The 13903-nt window shown below is 41.1% G+C and carries 13 protein-coding genes and 1 other annotated feature; of the genes, 3 read left to right on the top strand and 10 right to left on the bottom strand.

The annotated features are described in order from the left end of the window. Positions 1–50: 50 nt before the first annotated feature. Positions 51–287, bottom strand: a binding site (T-box leader). Positions 288–452: 165 nt separating this feature from the next. Beyond that, positions 453–644 carry a hypothetical protein gene (locus QF028_RS03660; RefSeq protein ID WP_168245236.1) on the top strand — a complete coding sequence of 64 codons (192 nt, stop codon included), beginning with the start codon at positions 453–455 and terminating at the stop codon, positions 642–644. A 20-nt stretch (positions 645–664) separates the two neighbouring features. Here QF028_RS03660 and ysxE read toward each other — a convergent pair whose 3' ends face one another. Both ysxE and spoVID read right to left on the bottom strand, forming a co-directional pair. Continuing rightward, positions 665–1711 carry a spore coat protein YsxE gene (gene ysxE, locus QF028_RS03655; RefSeq protein ID WP_429464180.1) on the bottom strand — a complete coding sequence of 349 codons (1047 nt, stop codon included), beginning with the start codon at positions 1709–1711 and terminating at the stop codon, positions 665–667. 126 nt (positions 1712–1837) lie between these two features. After that, positions 1838–3148, bottom strand: a complete 1311-nt coding sequence (gene spoVID, locus QF028_RS03650) for a stage VI sporulation protein D (RefSeq protein WP_429464178.1) — start codon at positions 3146–3148, stop codon at positions 1838–1840. A 172-nt stretch (positions 3149–3320) separates the two neighbouring features. Here spoVID and QF028_RS03645 point away from each other — a divergent pair, with 172 nt between their 5' ends. Beyond that, the gene (locus QF028_RS03645) at positions 3321–3611 is read left to right on the top strand and encodes a hypothetical protein (protein ID WP_429464176.1); all 291 of its coding nucleotides are present in this window, start codon (positions 3321–3323) and stop codon (positions 3609–3611) included. 127 nt (positions 3612–3738) lie between these two features. On the opposite strand, the gene hemL is transcribed toward QF028_RS03645, so the two are convergent. The 6 genes from hemL to hemA are packed head-to-tail and all read right to left on the bottom strand — an operon-like array spanning position 3739 to position 9958. Further along, positions 3739–5025: a glutamate-1-semialdehyde 2,1-aminomutase gene (hemL, locus tag QF028_RS03640; protein ID WP_429464174.1), complete on the bottom strand. Its 1287-nt coding sequence runs from the start codon at positions 5023–5025 to the stop codon at positions 3739–3741. Positions 5026–5044: 19 nt separating this feature from the next. Beyond that, positions 5045–6025, bottom strand: coding sequence for a porphobilinogen synthase (hemB, locus tag QF028_RS03635; protein ID WP_215000890.1), 981 nt, complete (start codon positions 6023–6025; stop codon positions 5045–5047). 3 nt (positions 6026–6028) lie between these two features. Next, the gene (locus tag QF028_RS03630; protein ID WP_429464172.1) at positions 6029–6811 is read right to left on the bottom strand and encodes a uroporphyrinogen-III synthase; all 783 of its coding nucleotides are present in this window, start codon (positions 6809–6811) and stop codon (positions 6029–6031) included. Beyond that, entirely contained in the window at positions 6808–7743 is a 936-nt protein-coding gene (gene hemC, locus QF028_RS03625) for a hydroxymethylbilane synthase (protein WP_429464170.1), read from the bottom strand. Before hemC ends, QF028_RS03630 begins: the two co-directional genes overlap by 4 nt. 25 nt (positions 7744–7768) lie before the next feature. Next, entirely contained in the window at positions 7769–8602 is an 834-nt protein-coding gene (locus QF028_RS03620; RefSeq protein WP_214731798.1) for a cytochrome C assembly family protein, read from the bottom strand. A 12-nt stretch (positions 8603–8614) separates the two neighbouring features. Then, positions 8615–9958, bottom strand: coding sequence for a glutamyl-tRNA reductase (gene hemA / locus QF028_RS03615; protein WP_429464167.1), 1344 nt, complete (start codon positions 9956–9958; stop codon positions 8615–8617). 274 nt (positions 9959–10232) lie between these two features. On the opposite strand from hemA, the gene QF028_RS03610 reads away from it, so the two are divergent. Continuing rightward, positions 10233–10721, top strand: a complete 489-nt coding sequence (locus QF028_RS03610; protein WP_214731802.1) for a LiaI-LiaF-like domain-containing protein — start codon at positions 10233–10235, stop codon at positions 10719–10721. A 31-nt stretch (positions 10722–10752) separates the two neighbouring features. Here the strand turns inward: QF028_RS03610 and yihA are convergent, their stop codons facing one another. Both yihA and lon read right to left on the bottom strand, forming a co-directional pair. Further along, positions 10753–11334 carry a ribosome biogenesis GTP-binding protein YihA/YsxC gene (gene yihA, locus QF028_RS03605; RefSeq protein WP_168245246.1) on the bottom strand — a complete coding sequence of 194 codons (582 nt, stop codon included), beginning with the start codon at positions 11332–11334 and terminating at the stop codon, positions 10753–10755. After that, a complete protein-coding gene (gene lon / locus QF028_RS03600) occupies positions 11331–13658 on the bottom strand; it encodes an endopeptidase La (RefSeq protein ID WP_410883914.1) in 2328 nt (775 codons plus the stop codon). The genes yihA and lon overlap by 4 nt, the downstream gene beginning before the upstream one ends. Positions 13659–13903 lie beyond the last annotated feature (245 nt).

The raw sequence follows: 13903 nt of genomic DNA, 5'->3' as shown, positions 1-13903 counted from the left end.
GTAAAATTCCTCCTTTGATTCCTTTTCCACATAAAAAACCCCATTCGTCATAAAAGGACGAATGGAGTTTGCTTCGCGGTACCACCTTTTTTCCAATCCAAAAAACGGATTGGCACTTATGTAGATAACGGATTTAGTCCGTCTTCAACTAATAGGATTTTAAAAATCCGTTCGCAGAAGAAGCTCGTGGGCGACCTTCCGACTTTCTGCTTAGGAAAACTTCCAGCTAGTGATTTCCCTCTCTTGAAGCAGGTTTGTATCGTACTCTTCCCTGTCATTGCTTATATAATTAAATTATATAGTTATACTACCGAAAAAAAGGGTTTGACGTCAATAATGATAACCACTTTTTTTATTTTTTATACTATATGCCGTTTTTTTGGAGAGTTCTCCGCACTTGTGGAATATACATAAAGAAAAATATATGCCAGATTTGTAAAGGGGGGTTGTCGATGAAAAGAAATTTCAATAAATTTAAATACCAACCCTGGTTTAGAACCTGTCGGAGAGTTTGCGCACAGTTAATTATTCCGTTTGTGATCTTCCAATTTATTCGAACACTCATCATTCCAACGTTTTTTGATATCTTATTATTAACAGTTTTTGTTGCCATAGCCGTGTCACTATATTTTGAAATCGTTTAAGGAGCCCATTTTGCAGATGATTACTGCGGCTGGGCTCCTTCTTTTGCTGCTGCGGCGGCGGCTGCCTGCGCATCCATTTCGGTCATTCTCATGACGACATATTCGGAATTTTTCAAATGCCAGTAGCGGTGCTGCAGCTGACGGACATATTTTAATTCATTCTTTGGACGCGACTTTCGATAGTAGCTTTCTGCCACTTGAATGATTGGAATCGGAAGCGCTAAATAGCTGTAGAATAATAGCTTTTCATCTGCTTTAAATGGAAAGTATTTAAAGTAATGGTATACCCAGTCAATGGCTGTGTCGCTGCGCTTCGGGTTGGTATTTAAGGCACGTGATAAATAGGGAAGGAGATCGTGAATCGGTGAGCCGTAGTGAGCATTCTCAAAATTAATAAAATAACCGTACCCTTTATCATCATACAAGAAATGCTCGGGTGACAATTTTCCGTGCGTAATAACCATACGGGCCTTTTCATCGTCTTTCGTTTTTTCATACCATTCTTCAAATTTCGTTTTCGAAAATCGGAGCGCCTGGCTGATTTCATTGTAATAAAGGCAATATAACAATTCAAACGGCGACATATAGGTCTTTTTTTCACATTCGTCGATGAAGCCATCGAGAAATGCCTGTTGTTTTTCATGCTGTTGAATCGTCTTTTCATAGTGCTCAGTCCGCTCTTCTTTGTTCAAGGTAATTTCTTTGGCGGAAAGGGTATGAAGACGAGCGAGCTCACGAAAAAGCTGATGATCTTTTTGCTGCCGGTCTTCCTTGTGTTCATTCGACATCCATGGCATTAAGTAATAAAGATTGTTCTCGTGTAAGACCGCATACCTGCCGTCCATCGTAGGGTAGATGGGAACGATGCGATTATACCCTTTTTGGTAGAGGAGATGAACATGGCGAATGAAGTCGGTCCCGGTCGCAGGGTCGATTTTTTTTAAGGCAAACGTCCCTTTATTTGAATAAATCTTCTGAACGCTGCCAAAATCCTCTACAAAATGAGGCTCAACAAGGTAATTTCTTAAGATGGTAGCAAATGTGTTTAGTTGATTCGGGTTACTCATGAGTACTCAACTCACTTTCAAATATAAAAGCGTAAGCGCCCGTTTAGCGGCGTATGGACTGGAGCACTTTGACTGTGTATGAAAAGAAGGTGAGCAGGTCAAAGTAACCCGCTCATCTTTTAATAATTATTTTTTTGTAAGGCTGCCGGGAATATATAATACTTGACCTTCAAATATATCTTGGCTGAGTTCAAGATTGTTGATGCGCATGAGGTTTTGTACCGAAACATCGTATCGATCTGCCACGCTGTTAACGGTATCACCCTTTTGGACGATACAAACTTTTACTTTCGCCTGGGCAGAACTTTCATCCTTCCTAGCAAAAAATTCTGTTAATGTCATGCTTTTCTTTTTTGGTGCTTTTTTCTTTTTAATATTCTTTGGTGGTGCTTCTTCATGTGCGGAAGAGCTTTCCTCTGCTGGATTCACTTCTTCCTCAAACTGGACAGTTGGAGGTGGCGCTGGCTCTACTTCAACCACTTCTGGCTGGATGCTCTCAGCTGGCTGGCTAGCTTCACTTCTTGCTTCTTGGAAATTCCATGTAGGTTTGCTGGCTTCACTTCTTGTTTCTTCGAATTCCCAGGCTGGTTTGCTGGCTTCACTCCTTGCCTCTACGAAATCCAAGGATGGTTTGCTGGCTTCACTCCTTGCTTCTACGAAATCCAAGGATGGTTTGCTGGCTTCACTCCTTGCCTCTACGAAATCCAAGGATGGTTGGTTAGCTTCTTCCTCAACGTCTTCCTGTGGTTGATAATTGAAGGTCGGAAACTTCGGTAAAATTTCCACACTCTCGTCTTTTTCTTGTGGTTTTCTTGCCTCAGCTTCAAACAAGAAGTTATCTTGGTAACTGCTATGAACTGATTCAAGTTCGTCTTCAATTTCCTCGTCATCTTCCTCAAAGAACTCAATTTCAGAGCGAGGGATAAGCTCAAGTTCAACTACTTCTTCCTGCGGTTGTTGTTGTTGCTTCTGTTGTTGCTCAATTCCGTATAAGCCGCTAATGGTCAGTTCAGCTGCTAGCTTGAGGCAGCTGCGCTCAGGAATCGAATAATCAAAGGATTCGACGAGGACATCGATATCATAGATACTTTGGATTCGATTATTGGGGATCGTGATATCGACAGGGAATCGATGTGAAAACTCACAGTTTCCTCCCTCTCGTGCATCGACCCTCTCTACAAACTTTTGCGATGTTACATTTTCATCTTCGTTTTCATTGGTAGGTTCGTAACTTTTATATTCGCCTGTGAGTTCTAGCGAACCTCTTATGGTTACGTACTGATCGTTTTCTTGGATGGTAATGTCTGGGTCTAGAGAAATGGAAACAAGCTCTTCGACTTCCTGTCCTTTTCTAAACCACAATGACTCCTCCAAAGAAAATCGTAGGCACGATTGATTCTCCTGAGACAAAGCGACTCCTCCTTTCGTTTCCTTCACTCAAAATCACTATGTCACTTACACTCTATGAACCAAGGCTTTTATTTATGATAAAAAAGAGAGTTTCGTCTGGAAAAGAATCGAAGTATTTAGGAATGGGGGGTGGATTGGAGTTTTTTTGAGGGGTGGGAGCAGGTTTGGGGTTTGGGTTTCGGATGGTGGGGGGGATGTATTGGGTGGATTCCGCCAAGTTGCTTCGGATTCCGCTGAATTTCTGAATGATTCCGCCAAACTTGGACTTTATTCCGCCAAAACTCGGATGATTTCCGCCAAACTGCTTTTTAGTTACCTATTTTTAGAGTACTCAGACCTTGATTTCTTTGATTTCCAGGGGATCGCTCTTCTTATAGTGAGGGCGGCTTCCGCCAAGTTGCGTTCGGATTCCGCCGAATTTCTGAATGATTCCGCCAAACTCGGACTAATTCCGCCAACCCCTACATTTTTTCCGCCAAAACTCGGATGATTTCCGCCAAACCCCATTTTGAGCTACTCTTGAATGCTATAAAAGCCGGTCCCCGAACTGCCTCAACTAATTAAGTTTCTAACCACACAAAAAACACCCACCAAAAAAGTGGGTGCCGGGAACCATCTTATTTAAGCTTCGAAAAAGCAATCTCTGCTGCACGGATTGTCTTTTCAATATCCTCATCGGAATGCTCCGTAGATAAGAACAAACCTTCAAATTGTGAAGGCGGCAAGAAGATCCCTTGAAGAGCCATCTCGCGATAATAGGCTGCGAAGAATTCCAAATTGGATGATCTTGCTACCTCATAATTAATGACAGCTTCATTGGTAAAGAAGAAGCCAATCATCGAACCTGCACGGTTAAATGTTATTGGAATATTATATTTTTCAGCTGCAGCCTTAAAGCCTTTTTCCAGTAAGTCACCCTTACGGATAAACTCTTCATAATGCGCTGGTGTTAATTGGCTTAACGTTTCATAGCCAGCTGTCATTGCAAGTGGGTTACCAGACAGGGTACCTGCTTGATAAATCGGACCGCTTGGAGCAATTTGCTGCATGATTTCCGCTTTACCGCCATAAGCACCAACAGGAAGACCGCCGCCGATTACTTTTCCAAGACATGTAATATCCGGAGTGATATTGAAATAGCCTTGTGCACAATTGTAGCCTACACGGAAGCCAGTCATTACTTCATCAAAAATAAGCAATGCGCCGTGATCGGAAGTAATTTCACGTAGACCTTCTAAGAATCCTGGCAGTGGTGGAACTAGTCCCATATTACCGGCCACAGGTTCAACGATAATACACGCGATATCGTCGCCAAATTGTTCGAAAGCAAACTTTACGCTCTCAAGGTCATTGTAAGGAACTGTGATCGTATTTTTCGCTACACCTTCTGGAACACCAGGGCTGTCAGGTAAACCAAGTGTTGCCACGCCTGAGCCCGCCTTAATCAAAAGGGAGTCCCCATGACCATGGTAACAGCCTTCAAATTTCAAAATCTTATTCCGGCCCGTATAGCCTCTGGCTAAACGAAGCGCACTCATCGTTGCTTCTGTTCCTGAAGATACCATCCGAATGACTTCGATCGATGGTACACGTTCAATGACAAGATTAGCTAGTTTATTTTCCATTAAAGTAGGTGCACCGAAACTTGTCCCAAGTTCTGCAACCTTTTTTAAGCCTTCTACCACACGGTCGTTCGTATGGCCGAGGATGAGCGGCCCCCATGAAAGAACATAGTCAATGTATTCATTGCCATCTATATCATAGATTTTAGAACCCTTTCCTCTTTCCATAAAAATCGGGTCCATATTCACGGATTTAAAAGCACGAACTGGGCTATTCACTCCGCCTGGCATGATGGTTTGGGCTTCTTTAAATGCTTCAATCGACTTCGTATAAGAACGCATTCTGTTCCCTCTTTTCAAATTATTGGTCTTCTTTTAACCAGCGAACTGCATCTTTGGCAGCATAAGTTATAATAAGGTCAGCACCTGCACGTTTCATACCCATTAACATTTCAAGAACCGTGTTTTTCTCATCAATCCAGCCGTTTTGGGCAGCGGCTTTAACCATTGCATATTCTCCGCTTACATTGTAAATAACAATCGGTAAATTAAAGGTATTCTTCATATCACGAACAATGTCAAGGTATGGCATACCCGGTTTCACGATTAAGAAATCGGCACCTTCCTCCACATCGGATTCTGCTTCTCTAAAGGCTTCCATCCGGTTAGCAGGGTCCATTTGATAGGTCTTACGATCGCCAAATTGCGGCGCACCTTCCGCAGCTTCACGGAAAGGTCCGTAGAATGCCGATGCATATTTTACGGCATAAGACATGATCGGAATCTCTGTAAAGCCTGCTTCATCCAATCCCGCACGGATCGCCGCAACAAAGCCGTCCATCATGTTAGATGGAGCAATAATGTCTGCACCTGCTTTCGCTTGAGCCACCGCAGTTTTTACAAGCAATTCAAGTGACTGATCGTTTAGAACCTTCTCCCCTTCAACTACTCCACAGTGCCCATGGCTTGTATACTCACAAAGACATGTATCCGCAACGACAATGATCTCTGGGAATTTTTCTTTGATAAAACGGGTCGCCACCTGGACAATCCCATGGTCATGAAAGGCTTGCTCACCACATGCATCTTTCGTTTTTGGAATCCCAAATAGGAGAACGGATTTAATTCCATGGGCAACAATATCTTCCATTTCAGCTTCCAAATGATCCATCGATACTTGGTATACTCCAGGCATGGATGAGACTTCCTTGCGAATATTCTCACCTTCATAAATAAATAACGGATAAATAAAGTCCTCCGCTTTTAAGTGATTTTCTCTAACAAGTGAGCGCATGCTCGCACTTGAGCGTAAGCGGCGATGACGTTTAAATTGAAGTTCCATTTATTATTCCTCCATATCTAAATAGGCAATCGTACTGTTAATCATTTCTTTTACGGTGTACTCTTTTGGTGAGGCATGGACCATTAATCCATAAGCACGTAATTTTTTCTCGGTAACCGGACCGATACAGCCAATGATGCAATTTTTCAGCTGCTCATCCAATCGATACTCCTTCACGACATCCATTAGATGGTCCACCGTTGATGGGCTCGTAAACGTGAGGATATCCAGTTGGTTATCTGCTAGCATATTAGCCAGCCTCAGGCGACTTTCGTCGGGCATATAGGTTTCGTAGATTACAACCTCATCGACCACGGCACCGGCCCCTATTAAGGATCTGGCGATATATTCTCGGGCAAGATTTCCTTTTGGAACGAGCACCCGTGAACCCTTATCAATCAATGGGATAAATTCCTCTACAAACGTTTCCGCAACATAAGCTGACGGGACGAACGCTGGAGATAGCCCTCTTCCCATCAAAACCTCTGCTGTCTTTTTGCCAATAACAGCGATTTTCGGAAACGCTTCGCTAACCCCTTCCTCTTTTAAAAAAGAAAAGAAGGTTTCAACGGTTACGTTACTCGTAAAAATAATCCAGTCATATGTATCAAGAACCAGCAAAGCTTCGTGAAGGCGCTGATTTTTTTCTATCGGACGAAAGGCAATAAGAGGGATTTCGATTGGAATCCCTCCATACCTTTCTACAAGTTGTGAAAAGGATTTTGCTTGATTTTCTCCTCTTGGAATAAGAACGGTTTTATCAAGCAAAGGTAACGATTGGATCATTGACCTTCGAGCTCCCGCTTTACCTTATCAATTAGGTCTTTCCCGCCTTTTTGAATTAATAAGTCCGCCGCCTGAACACCAAGCTCTTCTGGATTTTGTCCTCTAACTTCTTCTTTAATGATTTCATGTCCTTCTGGTGAAGCCACTAAAACATTTAGGACAATTTCATCATTTTCAGCTACATAGGCGAAGCCGGCAATTGGTACCTGACACCCGCCTTCCATTTTTTGAAGGAAGGCACGTTCTGCACGAACCGCTCTTTCCGTTTTCTGGCAAGTGAATTTTTCAAAAAGTTCGAGAAGTTCTTTATCATCCTCACGGCATTCGATCGACAATGCCCCTTGACCGACAGCAGGAATACATAGGTCGGCATCGAGGAATTCGGTGACTACGTCAGAAGCCCAGCCAAGACGGTAAAGGCCAGCTGCGGCTAAAATAATCGCATCGTATTCTTCTGTTTCTAATTTTGCTAATCTTGTATCCACATTCCCTCGGATCCATTTAATCTCTAAATCTGGACGCGCTGCTAATAGCTGTGCACTGCGGCGAAGACTGCTTGTCCCGATAATTGCACCTGGTTTTAAATCTTTTAACTTCACATGACCTCTTGAAATTAGCGCATCACGGTGGTCCTCACGAAAAGGAATGCAGCCAATTGTAAGTCCTTCTGGTAAGACAGCTGGCATATCTTTCATACTATGAACGGCCATATCAATCTCTTTATCAAGCATTGCTTGCTCAATTTCTTTTACAAAAAGTCCTTTGCCGCCAACTTTCGAAAGGGTAACGTCAAGAATTTGGTCCCCTTTTGTGACGATTTCTTTTACTTCAAAATCAAAGCGAGGGTCCAACTTTTTTAGCTGATCCATCACCCAATTAGTTTGTGTTAATGCCAATTTGCTTCGCCTAGAACCTACAATTATTTTTCTCATGATTGCGACCTCCTGAAGTTATGCGCTACGCATACCATAAATGAAAAGATGATAATTGACCAAATAAGAAAAAGTTAATTAAAACAATTAAAAAGGCAGCTGTATTCCAAATTGCTAATTTTCTTCCTGATAGATTTTTCACAATTCGAAGATATAAAAGAATACTATAGACGGTTAATAACAGAAATGAACCGATGATTTTCATATCGTACCATGGCATCCCGGGTACCTTAAGAAAGGCCCACTGCAATCCTAAGATGAGACTGAGCAGAAGCATCGGAACACCGATTACGGCCAATATGTAGGATGATTTTTCAAGCTTATCTAAGTCGGCCAGTCGTAAGAGTCTAGTTCCCCATTTTTTCCTTTTTAATAAATCATATTGAAGCAGATATAATGTCGAAAAAACGAATGATAATGAAAAGGCCCCGTAGGAGAGGATCGCCATCGTAATATGAATCAAAAGCAGTTCAGAAACAAGCTGCTTCGCCATGATATGCGAACCATATTGCATCGGGGCAAATGTATGAATCGCCATGACCGTAAAGCCAAGTATATTCGTGAAAAAGACGATAAAATCGACTCGTAATAAATGATTTATACCAATTGACAATGTGACTAATATCCAAGCATAAAAATAGAGTCCCTCAAAGATAGTTAACACAGGGAATCTGCCTGTTTTATACATATAGATTCCGAGAAAGACGGTTTGCAAAACCCATACAAATGCAAGTAACCAGAAAGCAATACGGTTTGCCTTCCGGTTATGATGTAGAAAATCGAAAAAATATAACAACACACTGAAGGCATATAGAACAACGGTTAATTCATGAAGCCTTGTCATAAAGACATTAAACATAGAACATACCCCTTATGACTGAAAGGAAGCCTGCGGTGTTGTAACCGGTATTTGATTGGTTTCGGCTGCTTTCGAATGTTGTTCCTCAACAAGCTCTTCAATATTAAAGATCTTCATGAAAAGATCCATTGCTTGATTTGCATCAGGTCGCGCAGCCAATTCTTTCGCTTGTAATATAGGGTCTTTTAAGAGCTGGTTGATGATACTTTTTGTATGTTTATTTAACACTTTTAGATCACGCTCTGATAAATTTGGCAGCTTTCTCTCCAAACTAACCATGGTTTCCGATTGGATTACATGTGCTTTTTCTCTAAGCGCCGAGATAACCGGGACCACTCCAAGCATACCTAGCCATTGCTTGAACTCAACGATTTCTTTTTCAATCATGAGCATGATTTTTTCAGCCGCCTTCTTACGTTCTTGCAGGTTGGCCTCAACAATCCCCTCTAGATCGTCGATATCGTATAAAAAGACATTTTCAAGTTCAGCTATTCTTGGATCCAAGTCGCGCGGTACAGCAATGTCCACCATAAATAACGGCTTACCCTTGCGCTTTTTCTCGACCTTGACCATCATTTCTTTTGAAATAACAAAGTCTTTTGCACCGGTTGAACTGATCAGGATATCTGCTTCCGCCAATGATTTCTCTAATTCAGCTAAGGATCTTGCTTTGCCGCTGAAACGATGAGCTAAGTCTTGTGCTTTTTCATAGGTCCGATTGATAACTGTAACTTTCTTCACACCATTACCATGCAGGTTTTGGGCAGCCAATTCACCCATTTTTCCTGCGCCAAAAATTAACACATGTTTATTAGCAAGTGAACCAAAAATCTTCTTCGCCAATTCCACTGCGGCATAGCTGACAGATACAGCATTCGCACCAATATCAGTTTCTGAATGCGCGCGTTTGGCAACGGTAACCGCTTGTTTAAATAAGTGGTTAAATACGGTCCCCGTAGTTCCAACTTCCTGCGCTAGCATAAAGCTCGTACGAACCTGGCCAAGGATTTGTGTTTCTCCTAAAACCATGGAATTAAGTCCACAAGTTACGTTAAATAAATGATCAACTGCGCCATCGTCTTCATACACAAATAAAAACGGAGAAAATTCTTTTTGTTCTATCCCGAACCATTCTGACAGAAATTCTTTAATATAATAGCGGCCTGTATGTAATTGATCCACAACCGCATAAATTTCCGTACGATTACATGTAGACAAGATGATATTTTCTAGGATGCTTTTTTTGGTATTTAATTTTTTTATGGCCTCCGCAAGATCAGCTTCATTAAATGACAACCGCTCACGAATTTCCACAGGGGCAGTTTTATAGTTAATACCGATCACTAATGTATGCATTTGAAAGGACACCCCCAATAGATATTGCAACTTAACTAGTATGATTATATCATGAGCAATTTCGACTTTTGCTCGAAAAATGTGAACAGAAAACGAAACTATATGGTAATATATTTAAGTAAGTCGAGTAATGCTGATCCCGATAGGGACACATTAACAAAGTTTCCTTTAGACTTTCTTAATACCCATAACTATTTTTTTAAATACTTCCTTATGTACAGTACCAAAAAAATGGACGAGATTCAAGTGAACCTTACTGGAAGCGGTGTTTTTAATGAAGAATCAACGAATTTTTCCTGGGATCATTCTTATAGGCTTTGGAGCTTACTTCCTATTGCAGCAAACTGGGATCACTATTTTCCAACAATTTTTCACATGGCCGACCTTACTTATGATTGTTGGAATTGCCTTTTTAGGTCAAGGTTATTCTGCTAAAGAGTCTGAGGCAATACTTCCTGGCGTCATTATGGCTGGATTTGGACTTCACTTCCATCTTGTCGGTAAGGTGTCCTTTTGGCCTAGTAACAATATTGGTATGTTAATTTTAATCATTTCAATCGGATTTTTTCTGCGATTTCAAAAGACGAATTCAGGATTGTTCCAAGCATTCCTCTTTCTTATTTTAGCAATCCTTCTTTTATTTTATGATAAAATTACTGCCTATTTTGATTTACTTCAAAATGGGATGAGTTTTGTGTGGAAATTTTGGCCCGCTCTTCTCATTGTGGTTGGTATTTATTTTCTCCTAAAGAAGAAAAAATAACGCCTGGCGCTCATGCCCAGGCGTTTATTTTTTACATAAAACTCTGTAGAACAGACCATGCTTCGTCTTTTCCTAAACCAGTTTCCGATGAGAAAAGAACCATTTGGTCATTTTTATCAAGATCTAAGGTTTCTCTTACTATTTTTAAATGCTTTTGCCATTTCCCTTTAGGGATTTTATCTGCCTTGGTGGCAATGATGACACAAGGAATTTCGTGATGCTTTAAGAAATCATACATCATGACATCATCCTTTGAGGGTGGATGTCTAAGATCAACAATTTGAACCGCCGCTTTTAATTGCTCCCGCGATGTAAAATACGTTTCAATCATTCTTCCCCAAGCGGCCCGCTCAGATTTTGAAACCTTTGCGTATCCATAGCCAGGAACATCGACAAAATGCAGCATTTCGTTAATTAAATAGAAATTAAGCGTTTGTGTTTTTCCTGGCTTGGAAGATATTCTCGCCAAACCTTTTCGGTTTAGCATTTTATTGATAAAAGAAGATTTACCGACATTGGAACGACCTGCAAGCGCAAATTCAGGTAAGTCTGTTTCCGGGTATTGTTCTGGCTTTACTGCACTGATGACTATCTCTGAGCTGACTACCTTCATTTCACTTCACCTTCCAACAGGGCATGCTTCAAGACTTCGTCCACATGGGAAACAAGGACAAAATCCAGTTCATTCCTAACGCTTTCAGGAATATCATCAATATCTTTTTCATTATCCTTTGGAAGAATAATTTTTGTTAAGCCCGCTCGATGAGCACTAAGTGTTTTTTCTTTTAAGCCGCCAATTGGAAGAACTCTGCCTCTTAAAGTAATCTCTCCGGTCATTCCTACTTCTCGGCGAATGGCTCTGCCCGACAAGGCTGATACAAGCGCCGTTGCTATGGTAATACCGGCCGATGGTCCATCCTTAGGAACTGCACCTTCTGGAACGTGAATGTGGATATCATATTTTTCATGGAAATCCTCATCAATCCCAAGTTCCTTAGCTTTGGATCGGATATAACTAAACGCCGCTTGTGCTGATTCCTTCATTACGTCGCCAAGCTTTCCAGTTAACACAAGTTTCCCTTTCCCTGGTGCTAAAGAAACCTCAATCTGAAGAGTGTCTCCACCCACCGTTGTATAGGCTAACCCAGTTGCTACTCCAACTTGATCTTCTGACTCGGCCATCCCATAGTGGAATCTTGTTTTTCCTAAAAACTCTTCAATATTCTTTTCGGTAATGATGACACGCTTCTTTTGACCGGAAACAATGATTTTTGCCGTTTTCCGGCAAAGTGTTGCCATCTGACGCTCTAAACTTCGAACGCCTGCTTCACGTGTGTAGTAACGAACCACTTTTAGAATCGCATCATCGCGGACCTTAAGAATTCCTTTGGAAAGACCATTTTCTTTAATCTGTTTTGGAAGTAAATGATCTCGGCAAATATGGACTTTTTCAAGTTCCGTGTAACCGGCAATCGTGATAATTTCCATTCGGTCCAAAAGCGGACCAGGAATTGTTGATAAGTTATTGGCTGTCGCTATAAACATGACCTTGGAAAGATCATAGGTTTCTTCTATATAATGGTCACTAAAATTACTATTTTGTTCAGGATCAAGTACTTCAAGCATGGCGCTTGATGGATCCCCGCGGAAATCGCTTGACATTTTATCGATTTCATCAAGTAAAAAGACCGGGTTAATCGTACCCGCCTTTTTCATTCCTTGGATGATTCGTCCTGGCATTGCACCCACATAGGTTCTGCGATGTCCACGAATTTCAGATTCATCACGAACACCGCCAAGTGAGATGCGGACAAAATTTCGATTGAGTGATGTCGCAATCGAGCGGGCAAGGCTTGTTTTCCCAACCCCTGGAGGTCCTGCAAGACAAAGGATTGGTCCTTTTAACGAATTCGTCAGCTTCTGAACAGCTAAATATTCGAGGACGCGCTCCTTTACTTTTTCAAGTCCGTAATGGTCCTGATTTAATATCTTTTCAGCACGGAGAATATCAATGTCATCCTCTGTTTTTTTCGACCAAGGGATGGAAATGAGCCAGTCGATATAATTGCGAATTACGGCACTTTCAGCTGAGCTTGCTGGCACCTTTTCATAACGTTCAAGTTCTTTTTGTGCGGCTTGAAGAACATGTTCAGGCATACCTGCTTGCTCAATTTTTTTGGTAAGTTCAGCAATTTCGCCAGTTTTGCCTTCCTTATCGCCTAATTCCTTTTGGATCGCCTTCATTTGCTCACGCAAATAATACTCTTTTTGCGTCCTTTCCATGGAACGCTTAACACGCTGACCAATCTTTTTTTCTAAATTCAGGACTTCTTTTTCGTTATGAATGGTATCAATTACTTTGTTTACTCTTTCTTTAATATCTGTCATTTCAAGGATTTCTTGCTTTTCCTTCAATTTGATTGGTAAATGGGAAGAGATGATATCCGCCATTCTGCCAGGTTCTTCAATATCTGCAACTGAAGCATAGGTTTCTGCAGAGATCTTTTTCGATAATTTTATGTATTGCTCGAAATAATCAAGCATCGTTCTCATTAAGGCTTGGTCTTCGACATCTTTCGTATCCGGGTCTTCGTGGGTAATAATCGTAACAGCATAGTGGTCTTCTTCATCATGAAATGAAACGATTTCCCCGCGATTTAATCCTTCAACCAATACTCTTATCGTCCCGTTTGGCAGTTTAAGCATTTGTTTAACTTTCGTTAAGGTTCCAATCGTGTATAAATCCTCTTCAGAAGGGTCATCAATAGAAACTTCCTTTTGAGTGGTTAAGAATATTAAATGGTCATCTACCATTGCTTTTTCAAGTGCTTGTACTGATCTTTCACGTCCTACATCTAAATGAAGGACCATAGTCGGATAGACGAGCAATCCTCGAAGCGGCAGGAGGGGGACGATCAATTCGCTCTTTTTCGTCAAAATACTGCACCTCCACATGCAAATCATTTTTTAACTGCAAAATCAGAATGGTCTTTGTACAATTCTATCCTATTTATTTTTAAGTGTCTATTTTTAGAGATGGTGTATGAAACCTCATTTTCAGCATGAATTTATTTTCCCCAAACATAAAGAATTCTTTCTATGTTTCTGTTAGATTTCTCACATTAATAATTATGCAATAAAAAACTTCGGTTTGCCTATTGAACCACAAACCGAAGTTTTTC

This window comes from Neobacillus sp. B4I6 (genome assembly GCF_050434045.1).
GTDB lineage: Bacteria > Bacillota > Bacilli > Bacillales > Cytobacillaceae > Neobacillus.
Note: the sequence above shows the minus strand (reverse complement) of the source record. Positions and strands in the feature narration are given on the sequence as shown.

Coding starts and splice junctions, on each gene's coding strand:
- QF028_RS03660 (WP_168245236.1), top strand. CDS start 453: ATGAAAAGAAATTTCAATAAATTTAAATACCAACCCTGGTTTAGAACC.
- ysxE (WP_429464180.1), bottom strand. CDS start 1,711: ATGAGTAACCCGAATCAACTAAACACATTTGCTACCATCTTAAGAAAT.
- hemL (WP_429464174.1), bottom strand. CDS start 5,025: ATGCGTTCTTATACGAAGTCGATTGAAGCATTTAAAGAAGCCCAAACC.
- hemB (WP_215000890.1), bottom strand. CDS start 6,025: ATGGAACTTCAATTTAAACGTCATCGCCGCTTACGCTCAAGTGCGAGC.
- QF028_RS03630 (WP_429464172.1), bottom strand. CDS start 6,811: ATGATCCAATCGTTACCTTTGCTTGATAAAACCGTTCTTATTCCAAGA.
- hemC (WP_429464170.1), bottom strand. CDS start 7,743: ATGAGAAAAATAATTGTAGGTTCTAGGCGAAGCAAATTGGCATTAACA.
- QF028_RS03620 (WP_214731798.1), bottom strand. CDS start 8,602: ATGTTTAATGTCTTTATGACAAGGCTTCATGAATTAACCGTTGTTCTA.
- hemA (WP_429464167.1), bottom strand. CDS start 9,958: ATGCATACATTAGTGATCGGTATTAACTATAAAACTGCCCCTGTGGAA.
- QF028_RS03610 (WP_214731802.1), top strand. CDS start 10,233: ATGAAGAATCAACGAATTTTTCCTGGGATCATTCTTATAGGCTTTGGA.
- yihA (WP_168245246.1), bottom strand. CDS start 11,334: ATGAAGGTAGTCAGCTCAGAGATAGTCATCAGTGCAGTAAAGCCAGAA.